We start from the raw sequence: 26159 nt of genomic DNA on the forward strand, positions 1-26159 counted from the left end.
TGCCCTTCCGGCTCGCTAACCTGCCGCTACCATGCTCCCTAACGGCCTCGATTTGCTGCACCGCCCCGACCTGCCGGCCATCATTGCCCGCTGGCAGCACGACGTGACCGCCGCCGAGCTGCAAACCGGCTACGAGGCCCTGCGCGACTTGGCCGACCGGGCGCCCTGCCATCGCTGGCTGCTCGACATCCGGCGCCGTGCCGACCTCACCGAGCCGGCCATCAACGCTTGGTTTGGGGAAGTGTTTGCGCCCTCGCTGCGGGGGCGCTACGCGGCGGCCGCGCGCCTGGCTTTCCTAGTGTCGCCGCTGCGGGCCCACGAGCCGGTTATGGCCATCGTGTCGCCCCACAACACCGATTGCGCCATCGCCACCTTCACCAACGAAGCCGCCGCCTACCAGTGGCTGCAGGCCTAGGCCGACTAGGCAGCCCTAGGCCCTCTACGCTACAGCGCCACGGCCCGCGCCACCTGCGAGAAGCCTGGCCCCTGCAACTGCACGTAGTAGATGCCGGCCGGCAGCTCGGCGCGCGACCAGTTGAGGCGGTGCCAGCCGGCGGACATGGGGCCTTGCTGCAGGGTGGTTATTTCCTGGCCCAGCACGTTTAGCACCCGCAGCCGGATGGTGGCCGCGCTGGGCAGCGAGTACTCCACGGAGGTAGTTTCCTGAAACGGATTGGGCGCCACCGGGTACAGCTGGGGCACCACGCTCAGGGGGCGTCGCAGCACGTACGAGTCTACTAGCACCTGGCGGCGGGTGTAAAACTGCAGCGTCAGGCTGTCGGGGGTGGCGTTGAGCAGCAGGGCACCGTAGTCGCCGTTGAAGCGCGCCTGGCTGCCAGCCACGGCCCGCGCATTGACGGCATAGAGGCTGCGCCCCCCCAGGCCGTTTACCACGTACGCCAAGCTGTCGTGCATAAGGCGCTCGTAGTCGTGGTCGTGGCCGGCCAGCACCAGCGAGGCCCCCCACTGGCGGTAGGGCCACTGCAAATCTAGGGTGCTACCGTGCTGCCCCGACGAGTAAGGCGCGTGGTGCATGTACACCACCTTCCAGCGGGCCGTAGAAGCCGCCAGCGCCGCTTGCAGCCAGCGCCCCTGCACCGAGTTGGCCGTGATGCCGTCGGGCTCGGCCGGGTCGCTATCGAGGGCGAAGAAGTGCACGTCGCCCCGCACAAACTCGTAGTAGCGCCCGTTGCCAGGCAGCGTGAAGTATACCCGGTAGGGCTCGCCGTTGCGGGTGTAGTAGTCGTGGTTGCCCAGCGAGGGAAAAAAGCGGTTGGTGCTGGCACTGGGGCCGTAGCTGCCCCGGTAGCGGTAGATGTAGTCGTGGTAATACTGCCCAATGTTACGGTCGATGGTGGTCGAGTCGCCCACGTCGTAGTTGTTGTCGCCGAGAGTAATAATAAAGTCCGGGTTCCAGCTTTTCACCAAGTTGGCCACGTCGCGCTCGGGGGTGCCTGCGTAGCCGTAGTCGCCAATGGCGGCGAAGCGCTGGGCCTGGCTGCCCCTAGGGCCCAGCGCCAGGCAAACCCCCAGCAGCAGCCAGGCGCCGATTGCACGGAAATTATAATTTTTTAAGCTAAGCATAGTAAATGTAACTAATCATGCAGGGAAAATTAGAAATAGTTGCTAGACTGAATTTTACGTGTCTATTTCGTGGGTCCTTTTCCATATTTTGTCCTTAAAGCTACGATAATCAACGGATGTTGACTCGCCAGCAGCCCGGCTATTTCTGGAAGAAGGGTACTTAAACTACCTTATCCAACTTCCTTTTATGAACAGGCTTGCTACGTTTAGAAATTGTACTTTCTTTACATCCGTTTTTCATCTGCTGGTAGGCGCTTCCCCCGTGGCGGCCCAAAGCCCGAGCCCCGAAAATACGGTAGCCGTTAATGCGGGTTACTTCCACGTTGACGCTAAAAACCACTTGGTGCTTTTGAGCCAGCCCATCGCGGCGGGCGCGCAACCCATTACGGCCCTGCAGTTAAACGGCCGCTACACCCTGGCGCAGCCGGCCGCCGGCCTGGTTGCCGGGGCCGACTACCAAGCCCAGCGCGACGGCGTGGCGTACTCCGTGTTGGTGACCCAGCTGCCCATCGTGCAGCTGCACACGCGCCGCACCATCGTGGATGCGCCGAGCGTGTACGCCACGTTTGCGCTCACCGAGCCCACGGGCACCATTACCAAAGCCAACCTGGGCATCGAAATTCGGGGGGCCTGGTCGCAGACGTATCCCAAAAAATCGTACGAGCTTAATATGTGGGCCGATACTACCGGCGCCACCAGCCGCGACGTGCAACTGCTAGGCATGCGCACCGACGATACCTGGAACCTGCTGGCCCTCTACAACGAGCCGCTGCGGGTTAATAACAAGGTGTCGCACGAGCTGTGGCACGAGCTGAACCAACTCTACTACCAGGCCAAGGAAACCGATGCTAAAAACGGCGTGGATATGGCCTTCGTGGAAGTGTTTCTGAACGACGAATACAAGGGTATTTATGCGCTTAGCGAAAAAGTGGACCGCAAGCTACTGAAGCTCAAGAAGTACAACGCGGGCATTAAGGGCGAGCTGTACAAGGGCACGACGCGCGACAGCGCGTCGGCGTACCTAGGGGCGCCGCCCTTCGATAACAAAAGCCAAACCTGGAGCGGCTTCGAGTACAAGCACCCCGACGAGCTAACGGACTGGACCAGCCTGCGCGATTTTGTGCGCTTTGTGACCACCAGCTCGGCCGCCGATTTTCAGAGCCAGTACGCGAAGCGGTTTCAGCTCGACAACGCCGTCGATTACTTCATCTTTTTGAATTTGCTGCGCGCCACCGACAACACCAGCAAGAACCTTTACGTGGCCCGCTACAACGCTAAGGAGCCGTACTTCTACGTGCCCTGGGACCTGGATGGTGTGTTTGGCACCGACTGGCAGGGCCTGCCCGACAACGTAACGAACGACTTGTTAACCAACGGCTTTTACCAGCGACTCATCCAGGATAATTCGCCCACTGGCTTCCGGGCGGCCCTGGTGAAGCGTTGGGCCAGCCTGCGCACCACTATCATCACGGAAGACCACATTCTGGGCAAATTTCGAGCGCAGCGCGACTACCTGCTGCGCAATAAGGTGTACCAGCGCGAGCACTTGGTCTGGCCTGCCTTCACCTACGATGAAACGCGCCTGCCTGCCATCCAGACATGGCTGCACGCCCGCTTAGCGTACTTGGATACCGAATTTGGCTTCGTTGCTGCCGCGCCGGCCACTGCGCTAGCCGCCGCGGCGGCCGCCGTGCCTACTCACCCAGCGCTCTACCCCAACCCCGCCCGCGACTACCTCACCGTGGAGCTGCCCACCGGCGCCAGCACCGGCCGGCTTACCATCCGCGACCTCAGCGGCCACCCGGTGCTGCAAGCCTCGCTGAGCGGTACCACTCGCCTGCCCGTGGGGCATCTGGCCAGGGGCTTGTACGCGGTGGTAGTAGAAAGCCAGGCCACCGTGCGCGTCGAGAAGCTGGTGCTGGATTAAGCGCCGGGTTTGCAGTCGAAAAACTTTCGCTAGCTAGCGTTAGGTGCGCGCTGCTGGCCTTTGCGCGGGGCGGGGGCTCTAGGGGCTACTGCGACTCTTCCCGCGTGAGCGCCTCGTTCATGCAAATGCCGGCTTGGTTTCCCTGGCCAGCGGCTATCAGGGCCTGCTGCTGGCCGGGGGTAGTGTCGCCGGCGGCGTGCAGGCCGCGCACGGTGGTTTGCATGTTCTTATCCACCCACACGGCACCTTTGGCGTTGTGGCGGGCCCCTAGGGCGGCGGCCAGCTCGCTGCGCTGCGCTTGCGGCGCGTGCAAAAACAGCGCCTTGCACTCGTAAAACGTGCCATCGGCAAACTCGACGCAGCGCAGCAGGCCATCGGGGCCGCCTACCAGGCGGGTTACTGGCTGCTCGTACACGGCAATGCCGTGGCGCGCCAGCCGCCGGCGAGCGTGGGGCGTGAGGTGGCCCGCCCCGTCGGTGACGATGGCTACCTGCGCGCTCCAGTTGCGCAGCAGCAGCGCCAGGCCCACTACCGTGTGGCCCCGGCCGTAAATGGCCAGCGGCAGCTCGCGCACCTCGTAGCCGTGGCAGTAGGGGCAGTGCAGCACCCCCATGCCCCAATACTCGCGGAAGCCCGGCAGCGGCGGCAGCTTATCCTCGACGCCCGTAGCCAGCAGCACGCGCCGCGCGGTGCCTGCCCAGGCGTGGCCCTGCCCGGTGGTACCCGCCGCTCGGAAGCCGCCCGGCAGGGGGGTTAGCTGCGTGATTTTCAGCTCGTGCACGGCCACGGTAGGGTAGGGGGCTAGCTGCTCGCGGCCCAGGCGCAGCAGCTCGGCGGGGCGCGTGCCGTCGCGCGTGAAGTAGCCGTGCACGGCCGCCGAAGGCGCGTTGCGCGGCGCTCCGCCGTCGGCCACCAGCACCCGGCGGCGGCAGCGCCCTAGGGTCAGAGCCGCGCTCAGGCCGGCGCTGCCCGCCCCCACTATCAATACGTCATAGTCCATGGCAAGCTAGGCCGCCGGAGTCCTACCCAGCCGGCCAAGCCTGTACGTACTCCCGAACGGCCGGGCAGGTTGTGCCTAGGCACGCGGCGGCGGCTGGCCGCCCGGCGCGTATTTTGCGCCATGCACGAGCTATTTGCCGAAAACCAACCCTTCCGCGCCAATGGCCGCCTCTGGATTGAAGGACCGGCCGACCGTTTCCTCGGCATCGGCCGGCTCGAGCTGCTGGAGCATATTCAGGCCACGGGCTCCATCTCGCAGGCCGCCAAACAAATGGGCATGTCGTACAAAAAAGCCTGGGACTTGGTGAGTTCCATGAATGCCCAGGCGCGCGAGCCCCTGGTGGGCACCCAGGCCGGCGGCGCCCACGGCGGTGGGGCCACCCTCACGCCGGCCGGCCAGCAGGCCGTGGCCGAGTTTCGGGCCCTGCAAGAGCGCTTCGCTCAGTTTCTGGCCGCCGAAACGGCGCGGCTTTACCAGTAGTAGCGCACCTCTAGGCGCTGCCTGGCCGGCTTTGTGCCCTGGCCTAGCGGCGCCTGGGGGGCGCCAGGCTAATTACCCAGCTGTACTTCGTCTGCGTAGCACCAGCCCCAGGTTTCGCCCGGCTCCAGGGAGCGCACTATAGGGTGTTGCGTGGCGTGGAAGTGCTTCGTAGCGTGTTGGTTGGGCGAGCTGTCGCAGCAGCCCACGTGGCCGCATTCCATGCACACGCGCAGGTGCACCCACCAGCTGCCAGTGGCCAGGCACTCGGCGCAGCCCTGGGTGCCGGGCCGCACATCGTGCACGTGGGCGGCCGTGGCGTGGGTGCAGCCGCGGATGGGCTGCTCGTGCAGGTGCACGGGGTGGGTGGTGTCAATCCAGTCGGCGCGCATAGCTGGCAGGGGGTAGAGGTGAAAAGCGAAGCCTAAGCTACAGCTGGCCACAACCGAGGCCAACAGTAATTGTAAGTTAAATAACCAACCAATTGGTTGGTTTCACCGTTATGTTTGCGCAAACATAACGAAATCGACTATTCTTAAAATGCTACTTTTTTTCGCTGGCCGGCCCTTACTGCTAGCCACCGCCCTAGTCGGCGCTAGCTTGCAACTAGCTCATGGGCAGGCTGCTAAGCCTAGCGGGGCGCCCCCCGCCGCGCCCGCCACCATTCGCCTGGGTGGGCTGCTGGCCACGCCCCGTACCCTCACGGCCGCCGACTTGGCCAAGCTGCCCCGCCGCGAGCAAGCTACCACCGATAAAGACGGGAATAAACATCTCTACCAAGGCTGGGCGCTGGCCGATGTGCTGCACCTAGGGGGCGCGCCGGCCGGCAAGGGCATTCACGGCCCGGTGCTGGCCGAGGCCGTGCTGGCTACCGCCGCCGACGGCTACCGCGCCGTGTACGCGCTGCCCGAAATCGACCCCGACTTCGCGCCCCAAACCATTCTGCTGGCCGACCGCCGCGACGGCCAGCCCCTGCCCGCCCACGATGGCCCCTACCAAGTAGTGGTGCCCCTCGAAAAGAAGCCCGCCCGCTGGGTGCGCCAGGTCACAGGCTTCGAGGTGGTGAACGTCAGGTAAATCAAGTGCTTGTCGCGGCGAGCGCAGCGCAGTAGTCGCACCAGGGCGTTGGCGTTCGGGTGTCGTACTGGCGCGATTGCTGCGCTGCGCTCGCAATGATACAACCATCAAATAACCAATCAGCAAATGAGAAAAACGCTACGCAACTTGCGCGGCCCGGCTACCTGCGCGGCAGTGCTGGCCCTAGGCCACGCCGCCCATGCCCAAACCCCGCGCCCCGCCCGCCAACCCGCCCGCCCCGACACGCTGCGCTCGGACCTGAACGAGGTGGTAGTGACGGCCTCGCGGGTGGAGGAAAGCTTTCTGCAGTCGCCGGTGACGGTGGAAAAGCTCAACCCCAGGGCCATCCGGCTGTCGCCCGCGCCGTCGTTCTTCGACGCCATTGAAGGCCTCAAGGGGGTGCAGGTGATTACGCCCAGCCTGGGCTTTAAGGTGATAAACGCGCGGGGCTTTACCAACACCACCAACGTGCGCTTTGCCCAGCTCGTGGATGGCGTGGACAACCAGGCACCGCACATTGGCGGGCCCATTGGCAACGTGCTGGGGCCGAGCGATTTGGATATTCAAACCGTGGAACTGGTGCCCGGCACGGCCGCCGCGCTCTACGGCCTGAACGCCATCAACGGCCTGGCCAATTTTATTACGAAAAACCCGTTTAATTCCGAGGGCTTCAGCATCCGGCAGCAAACGGGCGTCAACCACCTCAACGACCCCAGCCTGCGTTCCCTCGGGTCGGGCACCTCGCTGCCCACCATCTACTCCGAAACCAGCGTGCGCTACGCCAAGGTGCTGATACCTGATAAGCTGGCCTTCAAAGTAAACGGCACCTACCTGCGCGGCTACGACTGGATTGCCAACGACCAGACCGACCTTAACGCCAGCGGCAACGCCAGCACCGGCCTGTTTGGCGCCGACAACCCGGCCCGCGACCCTACCAACAGTTACGGCAACGAGTCGTCGGACCGCTCGACGCTGACCCTCGGGGGCAAGCAGTACCAGGTGGCGCGCACCGGCTACGACGAGCGCGACCTGGTGGACTATAACCTGCAAACGCTCAAGGCCGACCTGGCGCTGCATTACCGCTTCCGGCCCGGCGCCGAGCTGGCCTACACCTACCGCGTAGCGGGCTTCGACAACGTGTACCAGCGCTCGAACCGCTTCCGGCTGCAAGGCTACCGTTTGCAGCAGCACGCGCTCACCTTCACCACGCCGGTGGTGCAGGCCCGGGCCTACTTCACGCAGGAAAACACCGGCCGCAGCTACAACCTGCGCTCGATGGGCGAGAACATCGACCGCAGCTACAAGCCCGACGCTACTTGGAATACGGATTTTAGGAATGCTTGGAATGCAGCGACTGCCAGCGGGCAGAGTGTAGCCCAAGCTATGGCTACCGCCCGCACCGCTGCCGACGCCGGCCGCCTGCAGCCCGGTACTGATGCCTTTTACCAGCGTGAGGCGCAGCTACAGGACATCAACAATTGGGACGTGGGCGCGGCCTTGCGCGTGCGCGCCGACCTGGCCCACGCCGAGGCCCAGGTGAACGTGGCTGAGGCCCTGCGGCGCGGCGGCAGCGGCCTCCCGGCTAACCTCGACTTGCTAGTGGGCGCCGACCACCGCAGTTACATCGTGGTGCCCGATGGTAACTACTTCGTGAACCCCAACCCCGGCCGCGATGCCCTGGCCGACAACTTGGTGTACTCCAAAACCGGCGGCTTTGTACAAGTGGGTGGGCGGTTTTTCGACGAGAAGCTGCGGCTGACGGCCACGCTGCGCGGCGATAAAAACGACTACTTCACCTTGCGCCTCAACCCACGCTTCACGGCGGTAGTGTCGCCCACTCAGCGCCAGAACTTCCGCCTCAGCTACCAGAGCGGCTACCGCTTCCCGAGCTTGTTCGAGGGCTTCTCCAACGTGAATAGCGGGCAGGTGAAGCGCATTGGCGGGCTGCGGGTGATGAGCAGCGGTGTGTTTGAGAACAGCTACACCCGCGCCAGCATCGACGCTTTCAACCTAGCCGTGACAGCCAGCATTAACGCGAATACCAGCGGCCAAACGGATGCCCAGAAACGCGCCGCCGCTATTCTGGCCAACCAGAATACGCTGCAAAAGAACCCCTATACCTACCTCAACCCCGAGTACATCCGCTCGCTGGAGGTGGGCTACAAGGCGGCGTTTGGCCCAACCGGCCGCCTGCTGGTAGACGTGGATTTCTACTATAACTCGTACCGCGACTTTATTGCCCAGGTGGAGGCCTACGTGCCCATTGCGGCTACCACGGGCGGCACCACCATCCAGGACCCGCTGCCCAGCGCCATCGTGCCCGTGAGCGGCGACAACCTCAACGCCGTGGCCACCGCCCTCAATGCCCGCGCCACCCAGGCCCGCTACCGCCTCTGGACCAACTCGCGCAGCCAGGTGTACAACTACGGGGGCTCCCTAGGGCTGCGCTACGCCCTAGGGCCGGGCTACCTGCTGGGGGCCAACGCCACCTACACCCGCCTCGACCGCACCGAAAATGGCGACGGCCTCGAAGACGGCTTCAACACCCCGCAGTGGATATACAACCTGAGCGTGGGCAACGAAAACGCCTACCGTAACTTCGGCTTCGGCGTCAACTTCCGCCACCAGGTCAGCTACTACTCGCAAACCTTTTTAGTGGTGGGCAGCGTGCCCGCCTACAGCAGCCTCGACGCGCAAGTGAGCTACGCCGTGCCGGCCAGCACGCTCAAGTTTAAGCTGGGCGCTACTAACTTGATTAACAATTACTACGTGACCTACTTAGGCGGCCCTAGCGTAGGCGGCCTGTATTACCTGACGGTGCAATTCGGGCTGTAGAGAACCACCCTGCGGCCGGGCTGCTGGGCTAAAGCACCGGTGGGACGGTACCAGTGCGTGTACTAGACCGAACTACCGGTGCTTACCAGCCACCCTGGAGTAGAGTGAGTAGTTGATTTTGAGAAAATTGGGGCTTACTTGCTCCAGTATTTTTCCGGTAATCAGCTATGCGCCCACTGCTACTACTCGTGCCTAGCCTACTGGCTCTAGGCTGCCCGCGGCTTAGCGTAGCGCAAGCCCCGCCACCAGCACCCGGCCAGCCAGCAACCAGCAAGCTGCACCCTAGGGTGTTTGTGGGCCTAGGGGCGTCGGCAGGAATCTACCGCTCCTTCAACGAGTTTTTTAAGAGCGGCCCTTCACCCGAACTCACCCTTGGGGTGCGCCTGACGCCCCGCGTGGCGCTGGAAATGAGCACCAGCTACGCCCGGCACGCCGAAGTAAACGAGTACGTGTCGGAGCCGACTTTTTACGACCAGACGACCAATACCAACATCCACGCGCACGTGCGCACCGAGGTGACGCGGCAAATCGTGGGCGTGCCGATTTTGCTGCGCCTTGGCTTGTCGCCCGAGCAAGCCACCCGCCTGCACCTGGATTTGCTGGCCGGCGTAACGGTGGCCCAAATATCCACCCGCGACAATTTTGCCGCTCGCAACGACGCCCAGGTGGTGTTCTACTCGTTTGGTTCGAATACGCAGACCCTGGAAAACTACCTCGACGCCGGGCTTAGCCTGCGCTACGCGGCCGGCTCGCATATCGAGCTGCTTCTCAATGGCCTGGGGCAGCTTTCCGTCACCCGCCCCAACCCGTACGGCGGCAATCTGTGCGGTTCAGTGTCGGCCAGTGTGCGCTATAGCTTCGGGGGTAGCCCTAGGCGCCCCTAGGCGGCGCAAGTGCCTCTACTTGGTTACTTTATTCTCATGCCGGGCACCAGCGGTACAGTGTCAATAAGCTCCAGCGACTTCACCATGTCCTTGGTGCCGGTTTTGTACTTGAGGAAATGCGGCGTCTGGATATGCCCCTGATAGGCCGCCGGGCTGGCGTATATCTCCAGCAGGGTGAAGCGGGTGGGGTTGGCTTTTTCCTGCACCGCGTAGAGCGTCAGCACACCCGGCTCGACGCGCATGGCGGTTTCGACGCCCTCGCGCAGGGCGGCTTTGTAGCCTTCAACTTGGTTGGGATAAATTTCGAGCTTGGCCAGCCGCACCACCTGGGTGCTGGCCGGAACCTGAGCCACCGCGCTTTGCTGCATGGCCAGCACCAGCAGCCCCGTCCCGAGCACAGGCAATAGCCAACGTCCACAGCCTAGGTGTCCGCTAAGCAGCATGTTGCGTAAGCCTTTCATAAGCAACTGAAAATAAGTGTAGTAACCGAAAAAATAGCTGCGTACGCTACCCTTGATGCGCGGCCCGGTACTCCTCGTCCGTCACCGGCTGTAGCCAATTAGTATCGTTCTCGCTAGCGCGGGGCTGAATGGCTAGGTGGGCGAAGGTGCTAGTAGCCGTAGCCCCGTGCCAGTGCACCACGCCGGGCGCAATGCTCACGGCTTCGCCGGCGCGCAGCAGGCGGGCGGGTTGGCCTTTCTCCTGGTAGTAGCCCGCGCCGGCCGTAGCCACCAGCACTTGGCCGCGGGGATGCGAGTGCCAGCTGTTGCGGCAGCCGGGCTCAAACCATACGTCGCCCACCGTGCAGTCGGTGGGCGTGCCAGCGGGAACCAGCATGGTTACCCAGGCGGTGCCGCTGAAATTTTCGGCCGGGCTGCGCTTGGCTTCGGCGGGTTGGGAGGGGAAGGGAGTCATGCGCGGAGGTACGCCCGGCCGGCCGGCGGGGTTGTAGGCCGCAACTTTCCTCCGGCAAACTGCTTTATTACCTAAAAAGCCGCCATGTCCCACGCCTTTACCGCGGCCGAGCGCCAGCGCTACCGCCGCCACTTGCAGCTCCCCGAAATTGGCGAGGCCGGCCAGGCCCGCCTGCAAGCGGCCCGTGTGCTGGTGGTGGGCGCGGGGGGCCTGGGCTGCCCCATCTTGCAGTACCTGGCCGCGGCCGGCGTGGGCACCCTGGGCCTGGCCGACGCCGACCAGGTGGAGCTAACCAACCTGCCCCGCCAAATCCTCTACGGCCCCGACGACGTGGGCCACCCCAAGGTAGAAGCCGCCGCCCGCGCCCTGCGCCGCCTCAATAACCTGGTGCACTACACTTTGCACCCCGTGCGCGTGAGTTCCGCCAACGTGCGCGAGCTGGTGGCGGCCTACGACGTGGTGGTGGACGGCTCCGACAACTTCCCCACCCGCTACCTGCTCAACGACGCCTGCGTGAGCCTAGGCCGGCCGTTGGTGTCGGGGGCCATCTATAAGTTTGAGGGTCAGGTATCGGTGTTTAACTACCAGGGCGGGCCTAGCTACCGCTGCCTGTTTCCGGAGGTGCCCAGCGCGGCCGAAGCGCCCGACTGCAACGCCACCGGCGTGCTCAACGTGCTGCCCGGCCTGGTGGGCACCGTGCAGGCCACCGAAACCCTGAAGGTGCTGCTGGGCCTGGGCGACGTGCTGAGCGGCCGCCTCTGGCTGCTCGATACCCTGAGCTTTCAAACGCGTACCCTGCGCTTTCAGCGCGACCCTGCGCGCGCTGCCATCAACCTCGATACCGCCAACCCGGCCGACTACCTGGACGCCAGCTGCGCCTCGGTGCCCGCTGCCAGCGAGCTATCGGTGGCCGAACTGCGCAGCCTGCTGGTGGCCCACACCCCACCGGTGCTGCTGGACGTGCGCGGGCCCCTGGAGTATGCGCGCCGCCACCTGCCGGGCGCCCTGCCGCTGCCGCTGCCCGAGCTGGCCGCCCGCGCCGCCGAGGTGCCGCGCCAAGGCCCGGTGGTGCTGTACTGCCAAAGCGGGGTGCGCAGCCGCCAGGCCTTGGCGCTGTTGCAGGCCCTAGGGCATACCAACGTGCAAGCCCTGCGCGGCGGCCTGGATGAGTGGTAAATAATGCTATAAGCTATGCGCAGCACGTGTTTCCTCGCCAGCGGCTTGCTGGTTGTTGCTACCCTAGGGCTCGCTACTGTGGGGCGGGCCCAGGCGCCGGCCCGCGCGGCGGCGGCGGTGCCCGATGCTTTTCAGGCCAAAGCCATCGTGGCCCTGTCTGATGCCGACATGGTGCCCTCGGCCTACGTGGATGATAAGCTGGGCCCGCCAGCGGGCACCGACGTGCTGAGCGTGGTGCGCTTCGACGGGCGCCGGGTGGCGCCAGTTAGCATGCAGACGCTGCCCATCAGCAACTCGGTAACGGGCCCCCCGGCCGCCGTAGCCACCACGCCCGATGGCCGCTACGCCATCACCATCGAAACCCGCGGTCCCCGCACCAGTTCGAGTGCCGGGGGTACGCTGACCGGCCTGCCCAACGGCCGCCTCATCTCGGTGGTGGACCTGGCCGACCTGCGGCACCCGCGCGTGGTGCAGCAGGTGCTGGGGCCGCGCCGGGCGGTAGGCGTATCGGTGAGCGCCGACGGCACCCTGGTGGCGCTAGCCGTGCACCCCGCCGGCGACGGCACGGCCGCGCCGCTCTGGCTGTATCGCTTCGGGCGGGGGCGTCTGTCGGGCGGGGCCGCCGTGCCCATCCCGGACTGGACGGCGGGCGACGAGCTGGTAACGGCCGTTTTTCATCCCAGCCGCCCCTTGCTGGCACTCACCAACAAAACCAAAAACCAGCTGCTGCTGGCCAGCGTGCAGGCGGTGGGCGCGGGCTGGCAGCTAGCGCGCTGGGGCAATGCCGTAGCCATCGAATCGGGCAACCTGCTCACCTGCTTCAGTCCCGACGGGCGCTTCGTGTTTGCCAATGGGGGCCCGGCCTCGCCGGCGCCCAACGAGCGCCAGCACGGCTGGGTGCTGAGCGTGCGTCTCGACGCGCACCCTGGCACCGCCGCCGAGCCCACGCACGAGCTAGTGTCGCGCGCCCCCACCGGCTACATTCCCGAGGGGCTGGCCGTGAGCCCCGACGGCCGCCTGCTGGTGACCACCAACCTGGAGCAAACCTTTCAGCCGGTGGGCAGTGCCCAGCGCGGGCGCTACGCCTCGCTCACGCTGCTGGCCATCGACCCCGCGAGCGGCGCCCTCACCAGCGCCGGCGATTTCGCCTTCGACGGCATGCTGCCCGAATCGGCCGTGTTCGACGCCAGCAGCCGGCGCCTGGCGGTAGCCAACTTTGGGCACCTCGACGACCTGCTGGCTTCTGGCAGCCTCGATTTTTGGCGGGTGGTGGGGGCACCCACCGGGCCCGAGCCGCTGCGCCTCGTAAAAACTGCCTATGCCCTGCCTTTGCAGCGCGGGGTGCATACCCTCTCGGTGGTTCGCTGAGAATGGAAAGCAACCCGAGCGCTATAGCCGCCCAAATACAGCGCGAAAAATATCCGAGGGAATGAAAACACGCGGGCGGTGTTGGGGGTAGAATAGGTTCTGGCGCGCCCGCCTACCTTCGTTTTTGCATGAGCAGCCTGCTTTCTACCCCTACCACCCTCTACGACGCCCACGGCCGCCCGCTGGAATACCTGCGCCTGGCCGTGACCGACCGCTGCAACCTGCGCTGCTTTTACTGCATGCCCGAAGAAGGCATCAAGTACCTGCCACGCCACGAGGTGCTAAGCTACGAGGAGATGCTACGCCTCACCAGCATCATGACGCGCCTGGGGGTGCGTAAGGTGCGCCTGACCGGCGGCGAGCCCTTTGTGCGGCGCGACTTGGTGCCCTTCATCAGCCGCCTGGCTGAGCTGCCCGGCCTGCGCGACATTAACATGACCACCAATGGGGTACTGACGGCGCCGCACGTGCCCACGCTGGCCGCCCTAGGGGTGCGCGCCATCAACCTGAGCCTGGATACTCTCGACCGGCAGCGCTTCTTTGACATCACCCGGCGCGACGAGCTGCCGGCCGTGCTGCAAACCCTGGAGGCGGTACTCAAGACCGGTATTCAGCTCAAAATCAACGCCGTGGTCATGGACGGCCGCAACATCCAGGACCTGGTGCCGCTGGCCGAGTTGACCCGCGAACTGCCCATCGAGGTGCGCTTTATCGAGGAGATGCCTTTCAACGGGGGCAGCCACGTGGCCACCGCCGAGTCGCTGCCCTGGAACCATCGCCGCATTCGGCAGCACCTGGAGGCCCACTTGGGACCGCTGCTGCCCGCGCCTGCGCCGGCCGGTGCCACTGCCACCGAGTACAGCGTGGCGGGCCACGTGGGGCGCATTGGTATCATCGCGGCCTACTCGCGCACCTTTTGCGGCACCTGCAACCGCCTGCGCCTCACGGCCGAGGGCAGCATCAAAACCTGCCTCTACGACCAGGGCGGCCTCGACCTGCGCGCCCTGCTGCGCCAGGGCGAAAGCGACGAAACCATTGCTCAGGCGCTGGCCCAGGCGTTTTACCACCGCGCCGCCAACGGCTTCGAGGCCGAGCGCCAGCGCCCCACCCACCAGCTCAACTTCGAGAGCATGGCCACCATCGGCGGTTAAGTAGGGAGTGATGAGGTAGCTCATAATCAGCATGATAACTCGTAGCTCCTAACTTTTAACTTACAACTCCTCATGATTAACGTTGCGCTTTTTGGAATTGCCCGCGAGATAGTGGGCCAGTCGTCGCTGGCGTTGCCGGCGGGCGAAGGGCAGTCGGTGGGCGAGCTGCTGGCTACGCTGCGCACCCGCTACCCCGAGCTGGGCCGCCTGCGCAGCCTGGCCGTGGCCGTCAACAACGAGTACGCGGGCGCGGAAGTGGCCCTGCACGAGCGCGACGAGATTGCGCTCATTCCGCCGGTGAGCGGGGGCTAGGCGCCCCGCACCAATAGACCACCCGACGACTAGTATGCTCATCGACCTGACCGACCAGCCCATTGACGTAGCCGCCGTGCTGCAAGCCGCCGAATCCGACGAAGCCGGGGCGGTGAACGCCTTCGTAGGCACGGTGCGCAACCGCAGCGAGGGCCGCCGCGTGGTGCGCCTGCACTACGAAGCTTACCCGCCCATGGCCGTGCACCAGCTGCGCCGCGTGGCCGAAATGGCCCAGGAAAAGTGGCCCGTACTGCGCCAGGTGGCCGTAGTGCACCGCCACGGCACCCTCGAAATCGGCGACGTGGCCGTGGTGGTGGCCGTGTCCACGCCCCACCGGGCCGACTCCTTCGCCGCCTGCCAGTTCATCATCGACACGCTGAAGGAAGTAGTGCCCATCTGGAAAAAGGAGGAGTACGAAGACGGCACCGTCTGGGTATCCGCGCATCCCTAAGGGGCGGTAAATGAGTAGGTAAGTAACTGAGTAAAGCGAAAAGACGGTCATGCTGAGCTTGCCGAAGCATCTCTACCACGCCGTATCGTGCGGTAGAGATGCTTCGGCAAGCTCAGCATGACCGTCTTTTTGCTCCTTCACTCATTCACCAATTTTCTCCTTCACCTGCTTACTCCGTAAATAGATAGTCCGACTTGCCGCCCGTTTTCTCCAGCAGGCGGGTTTCTTCAATCACAATGCCGTGCGAGAGGGCCTTGCACATATCGTACACCGTGAGGGCGGCCACTGAAGCGCCGGTGAGGGCCTCCATTTCCACGCCGGTTTTGCCCGTGACGCGAGTGGTGCACTCGATTTCAATGCGCTCGTCGTCCAGCACGTCGATGCGCACTTGGCAGTCGTCGAGCCCTAGGGGGTGGCAGAGGGGAATAAGGTCGGCGGTGCGCTTGGCGGCCATCACGCCGGCCAGAATGGCGGTTTGAAACACGGGGCCCTTGCGGGTGGGCAGGTCGCCGGCCTGCACCAGCGCCACCAGTTCGGCGCCGAGGCGCACGCGGGCGCGGGCGCGGGCCAGCCGGGCGGTTACTTGCTTGTCGCCCACGTTGACCATCGCGGGCTGGCCGGCATCGTTGAGGTGGGTGAGCCTAGGGGTAGTTGCAGCCATAAAAAAGGAAGACAAACGAAAAGCCAAAGGTCGGCCGGCGGCCGCAATTGCTGGCGGGGCCTAGGGGTTTTTGCGGGGCGCTAGTACATTTGGCTTGGAGAAGGTATTAATCCTACTTCATTACCTTATTTTCTTCCTTATTTAAAGTTAGTCCATGAAATATTTATACTCCGCTGGCTTGCTGCTGGCAACTCTGGCAGCGCCCGTACTGGCTTCAGCGGCCCCTTTCCAGCCCAATAATATTGTGGTAGCGCGCGTGGGCGATGGCTCGGCGGCCCTCACCACGGCGGCTACGGCGGTGTTTCTGGATGAGTACACCCCCGCCGGCCGGCTGGTGCAGTCGGTGGCGCTGCCTACGTCCATCACCGGCAATAACTTTCCGCTCACCGCCAACGGCACGCTGACCAGTGAGCTAATTCTGACCCGCTCGGCCGACGGCCGCTACCTGGTGCTGACCGGCTACGGCACCGCGCCGGGCACGACCGTATTCAACTCGGCAGCTACCGACGTGGCGCGGGTTATTGCCCTGATTGGCGCCGATGGCAGCATTGATACCAGCACCAGTCCCGGTGCCGATGCCTTCGACGGGGCCAGCATTCGGGCGGCGGTGACGGCCGATGGCAGCAGCTTCTACAGCGTGGGTAGCGCCTCGGGCGTGCGCTACCAGGCGTTTGGCACCGACACCAGCACGCCGCTGGCCCCCGCCCCCGCCAGCGTGCGCGCCATTGGCATCGGGGCTAATAATAACCTCTACCTGGCCACCACCACCAGCCCCTACCTGGGCCTAAGCCAGGTGGGTACGGGGCTGCCCACGGCTGCCAGCACGGTGGCAGTGCTGCCCGGCTTTGCGGGCGCCACGGACAGCAGCCCCAACAGCTTCTACTTTGCCGACCTGAGCGCCGATGTGCCAGGCGTGGACGTAGTATACGTGGCCGACGACCGCACCACGGCGGGCGGCGGCATCCAGAAATGGAGCTTGGTGAACGGCAGCTGGGTGCTGAGCGGCACCATTGCCGGCTCGGCCAGCACAGCCGTGCGGGGCCTGGGCGGCCGCACGGTGGGCACCACCGTGACGCTGGCTGCCACCAGCGCCGGGGGCTTGTTTGTGCTCACCGATGCGACGGGCTACAACGTGGCGCCCAGCGTGGTAGCCCTGCCAACCGCCGTGGCCACCCCCGGCACCAACAAAGCCTTTCGGGGAGCAGCCATGGCGCCGGTAGTGCTGGCGCCCACCATCACCAGCTTCACGCCCGCTACGGGCGCGGTGGGCACCACCGTCACCATCACGGGCACCAATTTTACGGGGGCCACGGCCGTGAGCATTGGCGGCCAAGCCATTAGCGGCTACACGGTAGTGTCGGCTACTTCCATTACGCTGGTGGTGCCCGCCAGCGTAGCCGCGAGTGGCCCGCTCACCGTCGTCACGCCCGGCGGCACCGCTACCAGCACTACCTCGTTTAGCCTGGCGCTAGCCGCGGCCGCCAGCCAGGCACTGCCCGGCCTGGCCCTCTACCCCAACCCCGCCACCGACTACGTGCAAGTAAGCTTGCCGCAGCCGGGCGCCGCCACCGTGGCCCTGCGCGACCTGACGGGCCGGCAAGTGCTGGCCCCGCAGGCCCTGCCCGCCTCGCAGCGCCTGCGCCTGCCGGCCAGCCTGGCCGCTGGCATCTACCTGCTAGAGGTGCGCCAGGGCTCAGAAACCGCCGTGCGCCGCATCGAGAAGAAATAGCCGGGCCCTAGGCCCCTCGGCAGCCCCAAAGCAAAGGCCCCGTCCACTTAGTTGGGCGGGGCCTTTTGCGTGGTAAGGGGCCTCGGGGCAGCCGTAGTGAGCAGGCAGTGGTTAGGGAAAGAGGTACTTGCTTGGTCACGCGCGCAAGGCGACTACTTAAAAGTGTCAAGGTCTGGGTAGGGCGGGGCTTGCCCCCGCCCGCCATCGAACGACAATCGTTGAACTGGCGCGGCCGCCGGGCAGGGGCGAGCCCAGCCCCTACCCGGAATGTGGATGCGCTGTAAATTACTTACAGCAAGCACCCTAGGCCCTGCGGCGCTCGCGGCCAGCTGGCAAAGGCCGGTGGCTGATTTACTGGTGGCTAGCAACAAAAAAGCCCCGGCCGCACCTGTGGGCGACCGGGGCTTTTTAGGGGAGGCCAGGGCTACTCTACCAGCACCTTGGTGGTGAGCTGCTGGCCGTCCAGCGCTTGCCAGGTGGCGAAGTAGAGGCCGGGGGCCAGCGGCTGGCGGGGCTCCAGCGTGACCTCGGCCGTGCCGGGGGCGGCGGCTTGGCGCAGCACCAGGCGCCCCACGTTGTCGAAGAGCTGCACCGTGCCGCCGGGCGTGGGCAGGCCTAGGGCCTGCAGCTGGAAGCGCTGGCTAGTGGCCGCTACCGGGTTGGGGTAGGCCACTAGCGAGGCGGCTACGGCCTGGCTCTCGAAGTGCACGGCCACCGCGGCCGAGTACGTGAAGGTGCCGTCGCGGTCTACCTGCTGCAGGCGGTAGTAGCTCAGGCCCGGCAGCGGGGCGGCGTCGAGGGTGGCGTAGTCGTGGCGGTTGGCGCTGCTGCCCAGGGCCACCACGCGGGTGAGCTCGGCAAAAGTGTGCCCATCCGGCGAGCGCTGCACCACGAAGTAGGCGCTGTTCTTTTCGGAGGCCGTAGTCCAGGCTACGCGCACGGCCGAAGCCTGGCGGGTAGCCGTGAACTGCACCAGCTCGACGGGCAGCGGCGCCGGCGTGAGGGGGTTATCGACCTTGTTGGTCGAGGCCAGGGCGAAGAACGAGTTGCTGGTAATGACGGAGGAGGCGTCGCTAGTAGGGGCCGACACCACGTAGCCGCGCGGCGCCTCGGGCGAGAACACCCCGCTGCCGCCGGTGGTGGTCCAGGGGCCGCTGGTGCCGCTCGACTTCGCCACGCGCAGGTTGCCCGGCACGTACACTTGCTCGTCTACCGCGTCGGTGTTGAAGCTGAGCTGCACCGTGGGATTGTCGATGCTGCCCGACTGCAGCTGCACGCGGTAGTAGCGGTTGGACGACATGTTGGACATTGTGCCGTCGAGCGGGCCTTGGGGGGCGCTGTTAAAGATTTCGGTAAGCACCACCGGGCTGCTCGAATTGGTGCCCTGCGGCACGATGGTAATCGGGCGGTAGCGCCCGCCCAGGCCCACCGGGAACGTGCGGATGCTGTTGGCGGTGTTGGGCAGGGCCATGGCCAGGCGCCCGGCCACGTAGGTGGTGGAGCTGGCGCCCACAATGGGCTGCACGTTTGCGTTGCTCAGGTTGACGATGTTGCTGGTACCCGTGTAAATCAGGCCGTTGCGCATCGTTAGCAAGTCGGCTACCGTCACGTTGGTGCCGTTGCCCAGGGAGAGGTTGCCCGCGCCGCCCTTCTGCAAGTCGAAGAACGTGGTGGGGCCCGTCAGCGAGTAGTTGTTGTCGAGCAGCAGCTGCACCACGCTGGTGCCGGGCACGAAGCTGCCCGTGTTGAGGAAGTTGCCACGCAGCACCATGTTGGTAGCCTTCGCCGTAAACGAGCTGGTGGAAGCTGCCAGCGCCGTGGGCTGGTTAACTTTACCCTGCGAGGTGGCGTTGCTCAGGTTGCTGAAGTTGCCCGCTACGCGCAGCGTATTGGGCAGGTTATCGGTGGCGGCGTAAACGCCCGAGTTCGTGAAGTTGCCCTGGGTGGTGATGTCGCCGCCGGCCGCGGTAAGCGTGCCACTGGCCGCGTTGGTCAGGTCACCGTTGACGAGCAGCTGGCCGGCGCCGGCATTGTAGGTGCCGCTGTTGTCGAAGGTAGTGCTCACGCTCAGGTTGCCGGTGCCTTTGTTGGCATTGTAGGTGCCGCTGTTGCCGAAAGCGGTGCCCACCACCACGTTGCCGGTGCCCAGGTTCACGGTGCCGGCGTTGGCGAAGCTCGTGCCCACGTTAAGCAGGCCGGCCCCCAGGTTGAGGGTGCCCGTATTGTTGAGGAAGGCCCCGGTAGTCAGTGGGCCGTCGCCCAGGTTAAAGGTACCCCCTAGGGTGGCCCCGCTCGTGGCCGAGGTCAGGGTAATGCTCTGGTTGGTGAGGTTGTTAACCGTCGTGTTGGCGGCCACGGTCAGCGCGCCGTTGATGGTCAGGTCCAAGTTGCTGAGCTGCTTGGCGTTGCCACCCGAAAACGTCAGGTTGTTGTACGTGTCGCGGGCGGGCAACTGCACGGCGCCGCTGTAGTCCACGGTGCCGCCATCGGCCAGCATGAAGGCCGAGTAGTTGCCGGCCGGAAACAGCGCCGAGCCAATGCGTACGGTGCCGGTGCCCGTCACGGTGTTGAAGTTGTTTGCCACGCCGGTGCTCAGGTCCAGGGTGCCCAGCAGTTGCAGCGTGGCCGCGCCCCGGCTCGAGCCATTCGCGTTGATAAGGTGTCCGCTGCGGATAACCACGGGATTAGCCAGCGTAGGCGTGCTGTTGAAAGTTGGCAGCGGGTCCGAGCCATCCGAGTTCGACGTCCACGCGGCCGCGTTATCCCAATTGGCGCCGCCCGCCTGGCCGGCCGTCGAGTTGCGGCTGTAGAAGGTGGGTACCAGGCCAAACTCCGTCGTTTCGCCGCCCGTGTAGTCACCGTCGATGCTGCCGGAAGTGCCCGTGTAGCCGTTGTTGCTCAAGGTATTGGCGGCGGCATCGTTCGTGCTGGCTGTAATGCCGCCTAGGGGCGTCCAGGCGCCTTTGTAGAAGCGGCCCACCTTGTAGGTGGTTTCGTCGCCCTTCACGTCATTGTCGCCGTAGGTGAACTGCTGGTTCACCGTGGGGGAGTTGAGCGTGCTGCTTACCTTCCAGTAGAAAGAGATTTTATTGGTGCCGGAGCCGGTGGTCGAGGGGTGAGCCAGGTCGATGGGCTGCACGGTTACCAGGCCGGCGGCGGAGCTGCCGCCCGTCACGTTCAGCACGACGGGCGTGTACTTGGCAGCGGCCCCCACCGGGAAGGTGAAGTTGAGCGTGCCCGCCGGGTAGCTCTTGCGCAGCCCCAGGTCGGCCACAATGCCGTTGGTGCGAATGAAGCGCGCGGCCGAGAAGCCCGTGATGGCGCCGGCGGCCGGGTTGCTCAGCCACAGCAGGTTAGAGCCGATGGTGAGCACGCCGCTGGTCATCGTCAGCACGCCCGTGATTTCCTGGTTGGCCAGGGTGGTGGCGCCCGCCGCGTTGTTCAGCACTACGTTGCCGAAGCGGCCGCGGTGGTTGCCGTCGAGGTTCTGGTTGGTGGTGCCGGCCAGCGTGAGGCTGCCGCTGCCGGTGCTGCTGTGGGTGGCCGTGTTCACCACGTCGCCCAGGGCGGTTAGCGTCTGGCCGTTGTCGGCCAGCGTGCCCTTGGCAATGGTGAGGGTGCCCACCACGCGAGCGTTGCGGTCTAGCTGCAGGGTGCCGCCGGTTTGGGCGTTGTTCACTACCAAGCCGCCAAAGACGGTGAGGTTGCCCGCCGGGCCCATCAGCTCCTGCACCACCGGGCCCAGGCCGGTGAAGGTAGTGGTTTGGGTGGCCGTGCCGGGCTGGAAGCCGCCGCCGCCGGTGCCCACCAGGCCCGTATTGGTCGAGGCGTTGTTGTTTACCAGATTTTGGTCGATGCTCAGCCCTAGGCTGTTGGCGTTGAAGAACGAGAAGTTGCTGGCAATGGTTAGCGAGCCCTTCAGGCGCAGCGGGTTCACGCCGGTGAGCAGGCCCGTATTGGTGCCGCTGCTGCTAGGGCCGGTTTCAACCTTTAAGTCGTAGAGGGGCACCAGCGACTCCACGCTGACCGTGAGGTTGCCGGTGGCGTTTTTGCCCAGTAGCACCGTGCCCGCCGTCACCACCGTCGAGTCGGGGCGCAGGTACAGGTCAGCGATGATGGTAGGCCGCGTGTTGGTACCGCGCAGGGCTAGGGTGCCCCCGCTCATGCGGAAGATGCTCTTGGGGCCCTGCACCTCAAACAAGCCGCGCTCGTTGTTTTGGTACACCTCGGCCCGCGCCCCGTCGATGCTCACAGTGCCGCCGCTTTGGTCGTAGCGCAGCGAGCCGCTGGTGTTGGCCGTGGTGCGGCGCACCTGCCCGTTCACGTAGAGGGTGCCGCCCGTGCCCACCCGAATGGTGGGCGCCCCGGCGCTGGCATACTCCAGGTCGTTGCCCAGGTTGCCGACGGCGCCCACGCTCAGGGTGCCTTGCAGCACTTGCAGCTGGCCCGCCAGCTTCAGGTCCGAGGGCGAGCTGGTGTTGTTAGCCGGGGTATTGGTGCTGGTGGTGGCGCCGCCGCCAGTGGCCACGGTCACGTTGGCACCGGGCGCATCCACGGTCAGGGCCGCGGCGTCGGGGATGGCGTAGGGCGAAGCAGCGTTGTGGATGGTGAGCGTACCCGTCGTTTTGGCGTAGCGCAGCGTACCGTTCACTAGGCCTAGCCAGTTGCTGGTGGGCGTGGTCAGGGTGCCAGCTACGTCCAGGTTGAGGGTGGCAGTTTGCCCTAGGCCCTTGTTCAGGGTCAGAGTGCTCAGGTCGGTGAGGGCGTTGGTAGTGGTGCCGGTGAAATTGGCATCCTGGGTGCCGCCAAAAGTCAGGCTGGCTGTGTAGAGGGTGGTGGTGCCCGTTTTCAAGTCCAGGGTGCCATTGTTGGTCAAGGAGCCCCCTACGGTCAGGGCGTTGGCCACGGCCGTGCCGCTGGTCGCCACGTCGAAGGTAGCCCCGGCATCCACCCGCAGGTCGGTATCGAGGGTCAGGGTGCGGGCCGTGGCGTTGGCAAAGCGCAGGGTGCCGGCCTGCACGGCCAGCAGCGAATCGGCGCGCAGGTTGCCGGCGGCCCCGTTGCTCAGCAGCACCAGGCCGGGGTAAGTGGTGGTAGTGCCCCCTAGGGTGTTGGCCACGCCGGTTTTCAGTTGCGCATACACGCGCAGGTCCTGGCTGGGCAGCGTGATGGTGCGGCTCGTGCCCGCGTTCAGCCACAGGTTGCGGTACTGGTTGAGGGTGAGCGTGCCCGAAGCGGTGGGCACCGTAAAGTCTTGGGTGCCGGTAGTGTAGTACTCCACCGTGCCGCCGTTTTGCTGCAGAAACGAGCCGAAGTCGCCCCCCGGAAAGGTAACGGTAGCCGCGGATGAGCTTACGCGTAGGCGGCCCGAGCCACCCACTTTCGCATCGGGCAGGGCGCCGAAGTTGTGGCCCGTGGTCGTGCCCACGTCCATCACCGAGCCCCGGTCAATAACCAGCGAGCCCGATTTGGCGTTGGCTTGCGTCACGGTCACGGTGTGGTAGAGCTGGCCGCTGGCCGAGCCAATGAACACCGGGTTATTGGAAGCGGGAATGCCGGAAGCCGCCGCCCCGTTGAAGCCGGCGGTGCTCCAGGTATTCTTGTCTTCCCAGTTGCCGCTGGCTACCCGGCTGTAAAAGGCGGTTATGGGACCGAAAGTGCTCGCTTGGCCGGCCGTAAACTCGCCCGGAAAATCATCGATGGCGCTAATTACGATGTCGGATACCGCGGCGCCCCGGTTGATGGTGCCGCTGTATTTAGTCCAGGCCGTGGGTAGGTAGCGGCCCGGCACGTAGCTGGTGAGCGAGGCGTTCGTGGGCAGGGCCGCGTCGGCGTTGGTCATGGTAAAGGTTTCGTACACCGAGCTGGCCGGAATGGTGCCGAAGCCAACGCTGCGCACCTTCCAGTAGTAGGCCAGCGAGTTGGTGGTGCTGGCCACGAAGGGGTTGCGCGAGCTAACGGGGCTCACGCTCACTTGCCCAAACCTGGTGAGGGCGGCCGATGAAGCCAGGCGCAGCTCAATCGTAGCGGGCGCGTAGCGGGCTGTAGTGCCGGCCCCCGTGCCCACTGGGTACAAAAAGGAGTCGCCCTTGCCGAAGGTGCGCTGCAGCCCCAGGTCGCTCTGGTTGCCAGCGGTTTGGATAAAGCAGTTCTTCGAGTAGGTATTGCCGGGGCCTAGGGCCAAGGCGCCGCTCAGCACGTTGGTAAGGGCTAGGCGGTTGGCGCCGATGGCCAGCAGGTTGTTGCTGCCCATGGTGAGCACGCTGGCCACGCTCATATTGGCGGTCATGGTCACGGCTACCGTGCCATCGGCGGCGGTGCTAAATAGCTTTAGGTTGCCAAATACGCCATTGTTGTTGCCGCTGATGACCTGCCCGCCGCTGCCGGCCAGGGTGATGCTGCCCCCGCCGCCGCCGCTGGTGTGCGAGGCTGAGTTCACCATGTTGCCCAGCACGTTAATGGTAGCGCCCCCGTCATTCAGTACGCCGTTGAGCAGGCTCAGCGTGCCGGCGGCCGGCACGGTGTAATACGTAGCCGCGCCCCCTAGGGTCAGCGTGCCCGCCGGCTTGTCAATCACCCAGTTGTTGAAGGTATTGTCGGACGCGCCGATGGCGCCGTCGTTGGTTAGCAGCTGGTCTTGCCGGCCGCTGAAAGTAGTGGTGTTGCCGCTGGGCAGGTAGGTGCTGCCCGAGTTGATGATGAGTGAGCCTTGGATGGTAACGTTCTGCGCATTTGCGTCGAACGTGGTGGGGTTGGTGCCGTCTACTAAGAAATTGTTGAGCACCGTCAGGGGCTGGGCCGTGTTAGTAGCCCCGCTGGTGTACTCCGAAGTAATGTCGGCCAGCATGGCCTTGCTGGTGGTACTGTTGGTGAGCGCGGGTTTCAGAATCGTTAAGTTCCACAGGGGCGCCGTAGTCAGGATGTTGCCATTGGTGTTGGTGTTGGGCAACTGCACTTCAATGCTACCGCCCGATACAATGGCGTTGCTGGAGTTGATACCGATGTGGAGCAGGCCGGGGCAGTTGGCCGGATTGGCTACCCGCAGCGTGCCGCCCGACATGCGAAACGACTGCGTGAGGTAGGGAATGGCAAAGCGGGCGAAGTTGGTAGTGGCCCCACTACCGGCGTAGGTGCCCGTGGCTTCGAACACGCCGCCGGTCATGATAAACGACCCCCGGTGGTTGGCAGAAGTGCTGGATGGCCGAAACTTATCGACCGTGGTCGTGCCACCTTCAATCAGCATCTGGCCGTCCTCGCGTACCACCATGGCGTCGGAGGTAACGCTGATGAACGTGCCGGACGATATCCGGTAGGTGCCGTAGACCACAAAGGCCAGGGCAGTATTATTATTGACCTGGGCACCCGCTATCCACAGCGTCGGGCTGGTAGCCGATGAGCCTAGCTCGTAGTAGCCAGTGCCGGCGCCGGCGCCCGCAAACGAGCCACGGTGAATTCTAGACAAGTTGATGTTGCCGCCCAGCTTGGTAACGCCATTTATGAGCGCCAATAGGCGCCCGTCGCCCGTGTGGCTCAGGCGCAGGTTGCCATCTCCCCGATTGCCCGAAGGCGCGGTGGTGCTGGTAGCTACCGTAGCCGTCACGTTCAGCAGCACCTGGCTATCAATACCCTTATCGACTTGCAGAATATCAAGGTCGGTCAGGCCATTGCAGGCAAAGTTGGCATCGGTAGCGCCCGTAAAATTGAGTAGGGCTATCTGGTCGTCGGTCTGCTGGCCTTTGGCGTTGGTGGTGGTGTTGTGCAGCCGCACGGTGCCGTTGTTTACCAGGCTACCGCTCACGTTCAGCACGTGCGCGCCCGTTACGGCCGATACCCCTAGGGCCGTACCCACGCCCACCGTCACGTTGCCCAGGATGTTGAGCGTGCGGTTGGCGCTGGCCGTTTTGCCCAGGTTCATGGATATCAGCGGGGCGGTAGCCGTGGTGTTGGTGCGCGTCAGCGTGAGGCTGCCGGCCAGCGTCAGGGTGCTGTCGAGCTGGGCGGTGTAGGCGGTGGCGCTGGTATTGAGCAGGCGTAGGTTGTTGTACTGCCCCGTTTTGGGGATGGGCAGCGTGGCGGTAGTGGCCGACCAGTTGTAGAACTCGACCGTGCCGGTGCCCGCGTCGTCGAAGTTGTTGCCGTTGACCGGAATACGGGGGAAGTAGGGCGCCCCGATGCGCAGCGTGCCCTGCCCCCCTAGGCTGCGGAGCGGCGCAAAGGTGGCGCTGGCCGACGTTAGGTCGAGCGTCCCGCCCCGCTGAATGGTGATGTTAAGCCCCGCCGTAGTGATGGCGCTGGTAACGCTCACCGTGAAGCTATTGGTAATGACTACGTTATTATACGTCGCATCCGGCACCCGCGCGTTGATGCTGGTAGAGCCCGTGGGGTCGGTGGTCCAGGTAGAAGCATCAGTCCAAGCGCCAGTAGTGCCGCCCCCATTGAATGTATATAATGTTTGGCCTAGGGCATCACTGCCCCATAGCACGGATAATAGTACAATTAAAAATGTTTTCATGGAAAAAAATAGGCGTCAAATAAAGGAGAACTATAAGGGTAGGCGCAGCTCAATAAATAATGATTACTAAGCTATGTGCAAATTTCAACCTGCTTTTTTG

General features: G+C 64.7%; 19 protein-coding genes. 12 read left to right on the forward strand and 7 right to left on the reverse strand.

What is annotated here, in order from left to right:
* Nucleotides 1-31 precede the first annotated feature (31 nt).
* Nucleotides 32-415, forward strand: a complete 384-nt coding sequence (locus HHL22_RS11720; protein WP_169531470.1) for an STAS/SEC14 domain-containing protein — start codon at nt 32-34, stop codon at nt 413-415.
* 29 nt (nt 416-444) lie between these two features.
* Here HHL22_RS11720 and HHL22_RS11725 read toward each other — a convergent pair whose 3' ends face one another.
* Nucleotides 445-1584, reverse strand: a complete 1140-nt coding sequence (locus HHL22_RS11725; protein WP_169531472.1) for a metallophosphoesterase — start codon at nt 1582-1584, stop codon at nt 445-447.
* A 349-nt stretch (nt 1585-1933) separates the two neighbouring features.
* Between HHL22_RS11725 and HHL22_RS11730 the strand changes: the two genes are divergently transcribed.
* Nucleotides 1934-3511, forward strand: a complete 1578-nt coding sequence (locus HHL22_RS11730; protein WP_169531474.1) for a CotH kinase family protein — start codon at nt 1934-1936, stop codon at nt 3509-3511.
* A gap of 85 nt (nt 3512-3596) precedes the next feature.
* Here HHL22_RS11730 and HHL22_RS11735 read toward each other — a convergent pair whose 3' ends face one another.
* Nucleotides 3597-4511: an NAD(P)/FAD-dependent oxidoreductase gene (locus HHL22_RS11735; RefSeq protein WP_169531476.1), complete on the reverse strand. Its 915-nt coding sequence runs from the start codon at nt 4509-4511 to the stop codon at nt 3597-3599.
* A gap of 120 nt (nt 4512-4631) precedes the next feature.
* Between HHL22_RS11735 and HHL22_RS11740 the strand changes: the two genes are divergently transcribed.
* Nucleotides 4632-4991 (forward strand): winged helix-turn-helix domain-containing protein, encoded by a 360-nt coding sequence (locus HHL22_RS11740; RefSeq protein WP_169531478.1) that lies wholly within the window; start codon nt 4632-4634, stop codon nt 4989-4991.
* Nucleotides 4992-5059: 68 nt separating this feature from the next.
* On the opposite strand, the gene HHL22_RS11745 is transcribed toward HHL22_RS11740, so the two are convergent.
* On the reverse strand, nt 5060-5380 hold the full coding sequence (locus HHL22_RS11745) for a UBP-type zinc finger domain-containing protein (protein ID WP_169531480.1): 321 nt from the start codon (nt 5378-5380) through the stop codon (nt 5060-5062).
* 148 nt (nt 5381-5528) lie between these two features.
* Here HHL22_RS11745 and HHL22_RS11750 point away from each other — a divergent pair, with 148 nt between their 5' ends.
* The 3 genes from HHL22_RS11750 (at nt 5529) to HHL22_RS11760 (ending at nt 9784) form a co-directional block, all read left to right on the forward strand.
* Nucleotides 5529-6065, forward strand: coding sequence for a molybdopterin-binding protein (locus HHL22_RS11750; RefSeq protein ID WP_169531482.1), 537 nt, complete (start codon nt 5529-5531; stop codon nt 6063-6065).
* Nucleotides 6066-6191: 126 nt separating this feature from the next.
* Nucleotides 6192-8900 carry a TonB-dependent receptor gene (locus HHL22_RS11755; RefSeq protein ID WP_169531484.1) on the forward strand — a complete coding sequence of 903 codons (2709 nt, stop codon included), beginning with the start codon at nt 6192-6194 and terminating at the stop codon, nt 8898-8900.
* A gap of 167 nt (nt 8901-9067) precedes the next feature.
* Nucleotides 9068-9784: a hypothetical protein gene (locus HHL22_RS11760; RefSeq protein WP_169531486.1), complete on the forward strand. Its 717-nt coding sequence runs from the start codon at nt 9068-9070 to the stop codon at nt 9782-9784.
* A gap of 23 nt (nt 9785-9807) precedes the next feature.
* Here the strand turns inward: HHL22_RS11760 and HHL22_RS11765 are convergent, their stop codons facing one another.
* Together HHL22_RS11765 and HHL22_RS11770 are read right to left on the reverse strand one after the other, a co-directional pair.
* Complete coding sequence (locus HHL22_RS11765; RefSeq protein WP_169531488.1) at nt 9808-10245, reverse strand: putative quinol monooxygenase; 438 nt, start codon at nt 10243-10245, stop codon at nt 9808-9810.
* 46 nt (nt 10246-10291) lie between these two features.
* Nucleotides 10292-10699 carry a cupin domain-containing protein gene (locus tag HHL22_RS11770; RefSeq protein WP_169531490.1) on the reverse strand — a complete coding sequence of 136 codons (408 nt, stop codon included), beginning with the start codon at nt 10697-10699 and terminating at the stop codon, nt 10292-10294.
* Between the two features lie 84 nt (nt 10700-10783).
* Here HHL22_RS11770 and moeB point away from each other — a divergent pair, with 84 nt between their 5' ends.
* The 5 genes from moeB to HHL22_RS11795 all read left to right on the forward strand — a co-directional run bounded on the left by moeB (nt 10784) and on the right by HHL22_RS11795 (nt 15157).
* Entirely contained in the window at nt 10784-11875 is a 1092-nt protein-coding gene (gene moeB, locus HHL22_RS11775) for a molybdopterin-synthase adenylyltransferase MoeB (protein WP_169531491.1), read from the forward strand.
* A 15-nt stretch (nt 11876-11890) separates the two neighbouring features.
* Nucleotides 11891-13243 (forward strand): lactonase family protein, encoded by a 1353-nt coding sequence (locus tag HHL22_RS11780; RefSeq protein ID WP_169531493.1) that lies wholly within the window; start codon nt 11891-11893, stop codon nt 13241-13243.
* A 128-nt stretch (nt 13244-13371) separates the two neighbouring features.
* Nucleotides 13372-14394 (forward strand): GTP 3',8-cyclase MoaA, encoded by a 1023-nt coding sequence (moaA, locus tag HHL22_RS11785; RefSeq protein WP_169531495.1) that lies wholly within the window; start codon nt 13372-13374, stop codon nt 14392-14394.
* 72 nt (nt 14395-14466) lie between these two features.
* Complete coding sequence (locus HHL22_RS11790) at nt 14467-14706, forward strand: MoaD/ThiS family protein (protein WP_169531497.1); 240 nt, start codon at nt 14467-14469, stop codon at nt 14704-14706.
* A gap of 34 nt (nt 14707-14740) precedes the next feature.
* Nucleotides 14741-15157, forward strand: a complete 417-nt coding sequence (locus HHL22_RS11795; RefSeq protein WP_169531498.1) for a molybdenum cofactor biosynthesis protein MoaE — start codon at nt 14741-14743, stop codon at nt 15155-15157.
* A gap of 169 nt (nt 15158-15326) precedes the next feature.
* Here the strand turns inward: HHL22_RS11795 and moaC are convergent, their stop codons facing one another.
* Nucleotides 15327-15818 carry a cyclic pyranopterin monophosphate synthase MoaC gene (moaC, locus tag HHL22_RS11800; RefSeq protein ID WP_169531500.1) on the reverse strand — a complete coding sequence of 164 codons (492 nt, stop codon included), beginning with the start codon at nt 15816-15818 and terminating at the stop codon, nt 15327-15329.
* Nucleotides 15819-15972: 154 nt separating this feature from the next.
* Here moaC and HHL22_RS11805 point away from each other — a divergent pair, with 154 nt between their 5' ends.
* Nucleotides 15973-17547 (forward strand): IPT/TIG domain-containing protein, encoded by a 1575-nt coding sequence (locus HHL22_RS11805; protein ID WP_169531502.1) that lies wholly within the window; start codon nt 15973-15975, stop codon nt 17545-17547.
* A 424-nt stretch (nt 17548-17971) separates the two neighbouring features.
* On the opposite strand, the gene HHL22_RS11810 is transcribed toward HHL22_RS11805, so the two are convergent.
* On the reverse strand, nt 17972-26059 hold the full coding sequence (locus HHL22_RS11810; protein ID WP_169531503.1) for a beta strand repeat-containing protein: 8088 nt from the start codon (nt 26057-26059) through the stop codon (nt 17972-17974).
* Nucleotides 26060-26159: the final 100 nt, after the last annotated feature.

The sequence above is a fragment of the Hymenobacter polaris genome, from assembly GCF_012927305.1.
In the GTDB taxonomy this organism is placed as follows: domain Bacteria; phylum Bacteroidota; class Bacteroidia; order Cytophagales; family Hymenobacteraceae; genus Hymenobacter; species Hymenobacter polaris.